An 8,874-nucleotide genomic window follows, 5' to 3' on the forward strand; every position below is an offset into this window, starting at 1 on the left:
CCCCATGCGCCGCTACAGCCTGTTCGACCGCATCGTCGGCGAAGCCGACAAGGTGCTGCGCACGCTGGTGCCGGACGTGGCGCAGGCCTCGCGGCCGTCACCGGCAGCCGACCTGCCCGAGGCCGGACTGAGCACCGAGGAGCGCCGCCAGATCGCCGGTTTCATGCGCATCAACCACACCGGCGAGGTCTGCGCCCAGGCGCTGTACCAGGGCCAGGCGCTGACCGCCCGCCTGCCCGAGGTGCGCGAGGAGATGGCGCAGGCCGCGCGCGAAGAGATAGATCATCTGGCCTGGTGCAATGACAGGCTGGCGGCACTGGGCGCGCCGCCCAGCGTGCTGAATCCGCTCTGGTACGCCATGTCGTTCGGCATCGGCGCCGCTGCCGGCATCGCCGGCGACAAGTGGAGCCTGGGCTTCGTGGCGGAAACCGAGCAGCAGGTCTGCGAACACCTGCAGAGCCACCTGTCACGGCTGCCGCTGAACGACCTGCGCACCCGCGCCGTGCTGGCGCAGATGCACACCGACGAGGCCCAGCACCGCGACATGGCGCGCGCCGCCGGCGCGGCCGAGCTGCCGGCCGTGGTGCAGCGCGCCATGCGCGCCATGGCGCGGGTCATGACCGCCACCACCTACCACATCTGAGCGCAGCTGCCGCGGCCCTGTGGCGGCATTGCCGGAAGCCGGCGACGCAGGACCGGCCCGTGCTCAGGCGGCCTCGACGATCTCGTAGCCGTGGGTGATCTCGACACCACCCGCCTGCAGCATGATGGATGCCGAGCAGTACTTCTCCGCCGACAGCTCGACCGCACGCTTGACCTGCGCTTCCTTGAGGCCGCGACCGGTGACGACGAAGTGCACGTGGATCTTCGTGAACACGGCCGGCACGGCATCGGCGCGCTCGGCCTTGAGCACCGCCTCGCAGGCGGTCACGTCCTGGCGCGACTTCTTCAGGATGGTCAGCACGTCGTAGCTGGTGCAGCCGCCCATGCCCATGAGGATCAGCTCCATGGGGCGCGGCCCGAGGTCCCGGCCGCCATGGTCGGGCGGGCCGTCCATGGTGACCCGGTGGCCGGTGCCGGAGGTAGCGACGAAGCTGACGCCGTCGTTCCAGGTGACGCGTGCATCCATGATGGTTTCCTCAGAAGAACAGTTCGGCGAGCTTGTCGCCGGGCTCGGCGGCGCGCATGAAGGCCTCGCCGACCAGGAAGCCGTGCACGTCATGATCGCGCATGCGCGTGACATCATCACGCACCAGGATGCCGCTCTCGGTGATGACGGTGCGGTCGGCCGGGATGTCCGCCAGCAGGTCGAGCGTGGTCTGCAGCGACACCTCGAAGGTATGCAGATTGCGGTTGTTGATGCCCACCAGCGGATCGCCCAGCGGCAGCGCGCGCAGCAGCTCGGCGCGATCATGCACCTCGATGAGCACGTCCAGCCCCTGCTCGCGCGCGCAGGCGTGCAGCTCCTGCAGCTGGGCATCCGACAGCGCGGCCACGATCAGCAGCACGCAATCGGCGCCGATGGCGCGCGCCTCGATCACCTGATAGGGATCGCAGAGGAAGTCCTTGCGGATCACCGGCAGGTCGCAGGCGGCGCGCGCCTGCTTCAGGTAGTCGTCGCTGCCCTGGAAGAAGTCGATGTCGGTCAGCACCGACAGGCAGCTGGCTCCGCCGCGCTGGTACGACGCCGCGATCTGCGCCGGATGGAAGTCGGCGCGGATCACGCCCTTGGACGGCGACGCCTTCTTGATCTCCGCGATCACGCCCAGGCGGCCGGCGGCGATGCCGTCCTGCAGCGCGCGCGCGAACCCGCGCACCGGCGACGCCTCGCGCGCGAAGGCCTCCTGGTCCGCCAGCGAGAAACGCTTGCGGCGGGTCGCGACCTCTTCGCGCTTGCGCGCCATGATCTTGTCGAGGATGGTGCTCATGTCGCCTCCACCGGCAGCAGCGCGCGCGAGAACAGGCGCAGGTCGCTGAGCTTCTCCAGCGCCTGGCCGCTGCTGATGACATCCTCGGCCAGCGCCACACCCTGCTTCCAGCTCGAGGTCAGGCCGGCAACGTAGATGGCGGCGCCGGCATTGAGCGCGATGACATCGGCGGCCTTGCGGCCGGCCTCGGTGGTGCGCTTGCCGAGCGCATCCTGGATCAGCGCCAGCGACTCCGCGGCGCTGCCCACGGTGAGGCCGACCAGGCTCTGGCTGGCGATGCCGAGTTCCTCCGGCGTCACCGTGTACTCGCGCACCTCGCCGTTGCGGTATTCCGCGACCTGGGTCTGGGTCGCCAGCGAGACCTCGTCAAGGCCGTCGCGCGCCGACACCACCAGCGCGTGCTCGCTGCCCAGGCGCCCCAGCACCTCGGCCATGGGCCGGCACAGCGCGGGATTGAACACGCCCACCACCTGGCGCGTGACGAAAGCCGGGTTGGTGAGGGGGCCGAGCAGGTTGAACAGCGTGCGCAGGCCGACCTCGCGGCGCGCACCGATGGCGTGCTTCATCGCACCATGGTGGTTGACCGCGAACAGGAAGCCGACGCCGACGGTATCGATGCAGCGCGCCACCTGCTCGCCGGTCAGCGCCAGGTTGACGCCGGCCGCCTCCAGCAGGTCGGCGCTGCCGCTCTTCGACGACACCGCGCGATTGCCGTGCTTGGCCACGCGGCCGCCGGCCGCCGCGATCACGAAGGTCGCCGCCGTGGACACGTTGAACAGGTTGGCGCCATCACCGCCGGTGCCGACGATGTCGACCAGGTACTGCGTGTTCTGCACCGTGACCCGGCTGGCCAGGTCACGCATGACGCGCGCTGCGCCCTCGATCTCGTCGATCGACTCGCTCTTCATGCGCAGCGCCACCAGGAAGGCGGCGATCTGCGCGTCGCTGCAGCGACCGCTCATGATGTCGTGCATCACCGCCTGCATGTCGGCGCTGCTGAGGTCGATGCGCTCGACCAGGCGGGCCAGGGCCTGCTTGATATCCATGATCTGCCTCATGCCGGCGCGCACGCCGGCCTCACGTGGTCAGGCGCGCACCGGGCGGGCCTGGGTCAGGAAATTGCGCAGCAGCTCGTGGCCCTGCTCGCTCAGGATGGACTCGGGATGGAACTGCACGCCCTCGACCGCCAGGGTCTTGTGGCGCAGGCCCATGATCTCGTCCACCGCGCCGTCCGCGGTCTGCGTCCAGGCGGTGACCTCCAGGCAGTCGGGCAGGGTCTCGCGGCGCACCACCAGCGAGTGGTAGCGCGTGGCCTCGAGCGGGTTGTTCAGTCCGCTGAACACGCCCTGCCCGGCATGGTGGATGGGCGAGGTCTTGCCATGCATGACCTGGCGCGCGCGCACCACCTCGCCGCCGAAATGCTGGCCGATGCTCTGGTGCCCCAGGCAGACGCCGAGGATGGGAATCTCGCCGGCGAAACGCGCGATGGCCGGGATCGAGATGCCGGCCTCGGTGGGCGTGCACGGGCCCGGCGAGATCACCAGCCGGGCCGGTGCCAGCGCGGCGATCTCGTCCAGCGTGATCTCGTCGTTGCGGCGCACCAGCACCTCTTCGCCAAGCTCGCCGAAATACTGCACGAGGTTGTAGGTGAAGCTGTCGTAGTTGTCGATCATCAGAAGCATGTCAGCGTCCTCCCGCCGGGGTGGTGCCGGCCGGCCGGCCCGCGGACTCCGCGANTCGGCGACCACGCCGGCGCCGGCCTGCACGTGCATCACTCCGTCCTTGAGCACGGCGGTGCGGATAGCGATGGCGGTGTCCATCGCCCCGTTCCACGCCAGGTAGCCGATCGCACCGCCGTAGATGCCGCGCTTGACCGGCTCCAGCTCGTCGATGATCTCCATGGCGCGCACCTTGGGCGCACCCGACAGCGTGCCTGCCGGCAGCGTGGCCTTGAGCACGTCGAGCGCCGTCACTTCCGGACGCAGCGTGGCCTCGACGTTGGAGACGATGTGCATGACGTGCGAGTAGCGCTCGACCACCATCTTCTCGGTCACCCGCACCTGGCCGACCTGCGCCACGCGGCCGACATCGTTGCGACCGAGATCGATGAGCATAAGGTGCTCGGCGATCTCCTTCGGATCGGACAGCAGCTCGGCCTCCAGCTCGCGGTCGCGCTCCGGCGTGGCGCCGCGCTTGCGGGTACCGGCGATGGGCCGCACCGACACCTCGCCGTGCTCGACGCGGGCGAGAATCTCCGGACTGGAGCCGACGATGTGGAAGTCGTCGCAATGCATGAAGAACATGTACGGCGACGGATTCAGGTGCCGCAGCGCGCGGTACAGGGTCAGCGGCGGCTGCGCGAAGGGCGCGCTCAGGCGCTGCGACGGCACCACCTGCATGATGTCGCCGGCCAGCACGTATTCCTTGATGCGGCGCACGCCGTCATGGAAAGCGGCCTCGCCGAAGCTGGACACGAAGTCGGTCTCGCGCGTCGGCCGGCCAGGCACGAAGGCATCGATGGAGCTGCTGCCGAGCCGGGCGTGGATGCCCGCCACCAGATCATCCAGCCGGCGCTCGGCGGCGGCCAGCGCGTCGGGCTGCGCCGGGTCGGCATGCACCGCCAGGAACAGCGTGCCCTTGATGTTGTCGAACACCATGACCTCGTCCGACACCATGAAGAAGATGTCGGGCGCGCCGATCGGGTCGGGCTTGTCGACGCCGGCCAGACGCTTCTCGACATAGCGCACGGTGTCGTAGCCGAAATAGCCGACCAGGCCGCCGGTGAAGCGCGGCAGGCCGTCCAGCTCGGGCACGCGGTGGCGCTGGCGGAAGGCATCGACGAAAGCCAGCGGATCGGCGGTGGTCACCGACTCGGCGAGCACGCCGTCGACATGCACGGTGGCTTCGTGGCCGCGGATGCGCAGCACGGTGCGGGCCGGCAGGCCGATGATGGAGTAGCGCCCCCACTGCTCGCCGCCCTGCACGGACTCGAACAGGTAGGTGTAGGGCTGGTCGGCCACCTTCAGGTAGCAGGACAGCGGGGTGTCGAGGTCAGCCAGGATCTCGCGGACAACCGGAATGCGGTTGTAACCCTGGGCTGCCAGTGCAGCGAAAGCGTCGGCGTTCATGGACATTCACTCGGTCTTCATCGGAACAGCCGCCCGGAAGGAGGGGCGGCAGGGCAACTGCAGTACTTGCGGCGCGCGAGGGCGGCCGGGGCGAGTCACCATCGCCAGCGCAGGGGTGCGCCGGCTTTTCCGAAGGGGCTGCGGGCCGGCGAGGAGGCCGGGCCACGGAGTGAGGCGTACATGACAGGGAACCTGAACAGATGATGCATGGAAGTTAAATTAACTCGGACAGAGACGCAACCAGACGATCGGGCGAGCAGTCGCTGATCGGTTCGCCGTGGTTGTAGCCGTAGGGCACGGCCACCACCACCACCCCGGCGGCCTTCGCGGCGTCGACATCGTTGCGGGAGTCGCCGACCATCAGCGCCGAGCCCGGCGTGGCGCCGAAATGGCGCAGGCAGTGCAGCAGCGGCTCCGGGTGCGGCTTCTTGTGCGCCAGCGTATCGCCGCCGACGACCAGATCGAAATCATCCAGCAGGTCCAGCGCGCGCAGCAGCGCCACCGCCGGCTGGTAGGGCTTGTTGGTGACGCAGGCGAGGCGGATGCCGGCGGCGTGCGCCGCGTCGATGAACTCGCGCACGCCCGGGTAGACCGTGCTGGCCTCGCACACCGAGTCCTGGTAACGCGCCATGAAGCGCGCCAGCAGCTGCTCGTGCAGAACATGACGCTGCGGGTCGTCGCCATGGTGCGGCACCACGTGCTGGAGCACGACCTCGACCAGCCGGCCGGCGCCGCGCCCGACCCAGTCGCGCACCTGGCGCTCGCTCACCGGCGGCAGCGCGAGGTCATCGAGCGCGCGGTTCAGTGCGAGGGCGATATCGGCCGCGCTGTCGATCAGCGTGCCGTCCAGGTCCATGAGAATCACGGCGGGCAGACCACCCAGCCAGCTTTCCAGTGCCTTCATTGCTCCTCCTGCACCTGCGGTGCGCAGCGGATCGTCGGAATGGCTCAGGCGCCGCCGGCCTTCGCCAGCTCGGCACGCATGTCGCGGATCACCGCGGCATAGCCCTGCGCGCCACCCGGCGCGTTGAAGATCGCCGAGCCAGCCACGAACATGTCGGCGCCGGCCTCGGCGATCTCGCGGATATTGCCGACCCCGACCCCGCCGTCGATCTCCAGGCGGATGTCGCGGCCGGATGCCTTGATGCGTTCGCGCGCGGCGCGCAGCTTGGCGAGCGTGCCGGGAATGAACTTCTGGCCGCCGAAGCCCGGGTTCACGCTCATCAGCAGGATGACATCGACCTTGTCCATGACGTGGTCGAGATGATGCAGCGGCGTCGCCGGGTTGAACACCAGGCCGGCCTGCGCGCCTCCGTCGCGGATCATCTGCAGCGAGCGGTCGATGTGCTCGGAGGCCTCCGGGTGGAAGGTGATGATGCTGGCACCGGCCTCCAGGAAGTCGCCGATCAGGCGGTCCACCGGCTTCACCATCAGGTGCACGTCGATGGGCGCGGTGATGCCGTGCTTGCGCAGCGCCTTGCAGACCATGGGGCCGATGGTCAGGTTGGGCACGTAGTGGTTGTCCATGACATCGAAATGCACCACGTCGGCGCCGGCCGCGAGCACGTCCTCGACCTCCTGGCCCAGGCGGGCGAAATCGGCTGAAAGAATGGAGGGGGCGATCAGGAAATCGGTCATGGACAGCTCGGCGCTCTCGTCAGCAGGGCGCGCCGCTGCGCGCCCGGGGTTTCAGATGGACCCGGCCATGATAGCCGCATCCAGGTCCTGGAGTCGCTGCGGCGTGCCGACATCGACCCAGGGGCCAGGGAAGTACTCGCCGCCGACGCGTCCGGCGGCGATGGCCTCGCGCAGCAGCGGCGCCAGCGGCCGCACACCCGCCGGCAGGCCCTGGAACAGGCTGGGACAGTAGACCGCCAGCCCGGCGTAGGTCAGGCGCTGCCCCGCAGCCACCGCGCCCGGCGGCTGCGGCAGCAGGTCGATGGTATCCGGCACCGGCGCGACGGCATGGCGCACGCCAGCCTCCGGCGCGGCATCGCCGCAGGCGAGCAGGAAGTCGCCGCGCGGGTTGTGCTCCGGGTTGTCGACCAGCACCAGGTGCGCCTGCCGGCCCGGCGCCAGCGCGCGCTTCAGCGGCGAGAAGAACTTGCGCAGCCAGATATCGCCGTTGACCAGCAGGAAAGGGTCGCGCCCCAGCAGCGGCAGCGCCTGGATGATGCCGCCGGCGGTCTCCAGCGGGTGGCCGTCGGGCTCGTGCGACCAGTGGATGTTGACGCCCAGCGCCCGGCCGTCACCCAGGGCCTTCTCCAGCTTGTGGCCCAGCCAGGCGGTGTTGATGACGATCTCGCGCACGTTGGCGGCGCGCAGGGCTTCGATGTGCCAGACGATCAGCGGCTTGCCGCCGACCTTGAGCAGCGGCTTCGGCGTGTGTTCGGTCAGCGGCCGCATGCGCGCGCCGAGACCGGCGGCAAGGATCATGCCCTTCATGTCGGCGCCCTCAGCCCTGTCCGGCCGTGGCGGCCGGCAGCGCGTCGCCGAGCAGGCCGGCGGCGGCCGGATGCTTCGCCAGATAGGCCGGCAGCAGCGCCAGCAGCAGCTGGTGCAGCGGCCGCAGCGCCTCGTGGCCGGCGACCTCGTCGAGCAGGTAGCGGTAGACCAGCGGAATGTCGTCCAGATAGCCGTGCTTGCCGTCGCGCAGGCTCAGGCGGGCGAAGATGCCGACCACCTTCAGGTGCCGCTGCGCGGCCATCCAGTCGAACCAGGCCAGATAGGTCCGCGCGTCGACGTCGGCCGCCAGCAGACCGGCGGCGATCTGCTCCTCGCGGCACTGCAGGGCCCAGCGACGCACGTCCGCCGCCGGCCACGACACATAGGCATCGCGCAGCAGCGACACCAGGTCGTAGGTGACCGGTCCGGTCACCGCGTCCTGGAAGTCGATGATGCCCAGCTCGCCCGAAGGCGTGAGCATGAGGTTGCGCGAATGGTAGTCGCGGTGCACGAACACCGCCGGCTGCGCCAGCACGGCATCCGCGATGAGCGCGAACTGCTGCTCGGCATCAGCCGCCTGCGCCTCGGTGAGGGTCACGCCGAGATAGCGCGGAACGAACCACTCGGTGAGCAGGCGCATTTCCGTCAGCAGGCGATCACGGTCGTAGCGCGGCAGGAAATAGTCGGCAGGCGGCGGGCAGGACTGCATCTGCACCAGGGCGGTCATGGCGGCACCGTAGAGGGTGCTCGCCGATGCCTCGCCCAGCTCGCTGCGCAGCAGGGTGTCGCCGAGGTCGGAGAGCAGCATGAAACCCTCTTGCGACGACCAGGCCAGCACCTCGGGCACGCACAGCCCGTGCCGGTGCAGGGCGCCGGCGATGGCCACGAAAGGCCGGCAGTCCTCCTTCTCGACCGGCGCGTCGACAGCGATCAGGCTGCCCTGCGCCAGCGGCTGGCGAAAATAGCGCCGGAAGCTGGCATCGCCGGAAACCACTTCGAGGGGGCCGGCCGGCTGCGGCCAGCCCGGCTGGCGCGCCAGCCAGGTACGTGTCCATTCGCCCAGGTGCTGTGCGCGGGAGTCTGCGGTCATCTTGGGATTTTCCTAGCTGAACGGGTGACAAAGACTCTATTATCCGGCAAATCCCGGATTGACCCAATGACTCTGCCATGACTGATACGCGTCGCGACGACCCTCCGCCAGCCCGGCGCCTGGTGCTGTCGCCGCTGGCCGCCAGCCTGATCGCGCTGGCCTGCGTCGGCGCCACGCCCGTGCTGGCCGCGGAAGCCGCCACGGAGGACCGCGAAGCCCTGCCTGCGCTGGATGCCGACGCGCAAGCGACCCGCATGGGCAGCCGCGAGGCCCTGCAGAGCCT

The 8,874-nt window shown here is 69.6% G+C and carries 10 protein-coding genes and 1 pseudogene; 2 read left to right on the forward strand and 9 right to left on the reverse strand.

The features are described 5' to 3' along the window. Positions 1–4: 4 nt before the first annotated feature. Positions 5–643, forward strand: coding sequence for a 2-polyprenyl-3-methyl-6-methoxy-1,4-benzoquinone monooxygenase (coq7, locus tag C5O18_RS03620; RefSeq protein ID WP_105191543.1), 639 nt, complete (start codon positions 5–7; stop codon positions 641–643). Between the two features lie 63 nt (positions 644–706). Here coq7 and C5O18_RS03625 read toward each other — a convergent pair whose 3' ends face one another. From C5O18_RS03625 to C5O18_RS03660, 9 genes and pseudogenes are all read right to left on the reverse strand, one after another. Then, positions 707–1,129, reverse strand: a complete 423-nt coding sequence (locus C5O18_RS03625; protein WP_105191545.1) for an OsmC family protein — start codon at positions 1,127–1,129, stop codon at positions 707–709. Between the two features lie 10 nt (positions 1,130–1,139). Beyond that, the gene (gene trpC / locus C5O18_RS03630) at positions 1,140–1,928 is read right to left on the reverse strand and encodes an indole-3-glycerol phosphate synthase TrpC (RefSeq protein ID WP_105191547.1); all 789 of its coding nucleotides are present in this window, start codon (positions 1,926–1,928) and stop codon (positions 1,140–1,142) included. Continuing rightward, positions 1,925–2,974: an anthranilate phosphoribosyltransferase gene (gene trpD, locus C5O18_RS03635; RefSeq protein ID WP_105191549.1), complete on the reverse strand. Its 1,050-nt coding sequence runs from the start codon at positions 2,972–2,974 to the stop codon at positions 1,925–1,927. Before trpD ends, trpC begins: the two co-directional genes overlap by 4 nt. 39 nt (positions 2,975–3,013) lie before the next feature. Further along, a complete protein-coding gene (locus tag C5O18_RS10820; protein ID WP_241146725.1) occupies positions 3,014–3,610 on the reverse strand; it encodes an aminodeoxychorismate/anthranilate synthase component II in 597 nt (198 codons plus the stop codon). 57 nt (positions 3,611–3,667) lie between these two features. Further along, positions 3,668–5,062: pseudogene (gene trpE / locus C5O18_RS03640) on the reverse strand (anthranilate synthase component I); the annotation flags it as partial. Positions 5,063–5,270: 208 nt separating this feature from the next. Continuing rightward, entirely contained in the window at positions 5,271–5,960 is a 690-nt protein-coding gene (locus C5O18_RS03645; RefSeq protein ID WP_105191553.1) for a phosphoglycolate phosphatase, read from the reverse strand. 44 nt (positions 5,961–6,004) lie between these two features. Then, positions 6,005–6,694, reverse strand: a complete 690-nt coding sequence (rpe, locus tag C5O18_RS03650; RefSeq protein WP_105191555.1) for a ribulose-phosphate 3-epimerase — start codon at positions 6,692–6,694, stop codon at positions 6,005–6,007. A 51-nt stretch (positions 6,695–6,745) separates the two neighbouring features. Next, on the reverse strand, positions 6,746–7,501 hold the full coding sequence (locus tag C5O18_RS03655) for a nucleotidyltransferase family protein (protein ID WP_105191558.1): 756 nt from the start codon (positions 7,499–7,501) through the stop codon (positions 6,746–6,748). 10 nt (positions 7,502–7,511) lie between these two features. Next, positions 7,512–8,591 carry an aminoglycoside phosphotransferase family protein gene (locus C5O18_RS03660; protein WP_105191560.1) on the reverse strand — a complete coding sequence of 360 codons (1,080 nt, stop codon included), beginning with the start codon at positions 8,589–8,591 and terminating at the stop codon, positions 7,512–7,514. A 77-nt stretch (positions 8,592–8,668) separates the two neighbouring features. On the opposite strand from C5O18_RS03660, the gene C5O18_RS03665 reads away from it, so the two are divergent. Then, the coding region (locus C5O18_RS03665) for a hypothetical protein (protein ID WP_146089192.1) at positions 8,669–8,874 on the forward strand (206 nt) is incomplete at its 3' end.

The sequence above is a fragment of the Amnimonas aquatica genome, assembly GCF_002943415.1.
Lineage (GTDB): Bacteria > Pseudomonadota > Gammaproteobacteria > Pseudomonadales > Moraxellaceae > Perlucidibaca > Perlucidibaca aquatica_A.

What these genes read in the sequence shown, in the direction of transcription:
- C5O18_RS03645 (WP_105191553.1), bottom strand. Translation starts at nt 5,960, where the DNA reads ATGAAGGCACTGGAAAGCTGGCTGGGTGGTCTGCCCGCCGTGATTCTC.
- C5O18_RS10820 (WP_241146725.1), bottom strand. Translation starts at nt 3,610, where the DNA reads ATGCTTCTGATGATCGACAACTACGACAGCTTCACCTACAACCTCGTG.
- coq7 (WP_105191543.1), top strand. Translation starts at nt 5, where the DNA reads ATGCGCCGCTACAGCCTGTTCGACCGCATCGTCGGCGAAGCCGACAAG.
- trpD (WP_105191549.1), bottom strand. Translation starts at nt 2,974, where the DNA reads ATGGATATCAAGCAGGCCCTGGCCCGCCTGGTCGAGCGCATCGACCTC.
- rpe (WP_105191555.1), bottom strand. Translation starts at nt 6,694, where the DNA reads ATGACCGATTTCCTGATCGCCCCCTCCATTCTTTCAGCCGATTTCGCC.
- C5O18_RS03655 (WP_105191558.1), bottom strand. Translation starts at nt 7,501, where the DNA reads ATGAAGGGCATGATCCTTGCCGCCGGTCTCGGCGCGCGCATGCGGCCG.
- trpC (WP_105191547.1), bottom strand. Translation starts at nt 1,928, where the DNA reads ATGAGCACCATCCTCGACAAGATCATGGCGCGCAAGCGCGAAGAGGTC.
- C5O18_RS03625 (WP_105191545.1), bottom strand. Translation starts at nt 1,129, where the DNA reads ATGGATGCACGCGTCACCTGGAACGACGGCGTCAGCTTCGTCGCTACC.
- C5O18_RS03660 (WP_105191560.1), bottom strand. Translation starts at nt 8,591, where the DNA reads ATGACCGCAGACTCCCGCGCACAGCACCTGGGCGAATGGACACGTACC.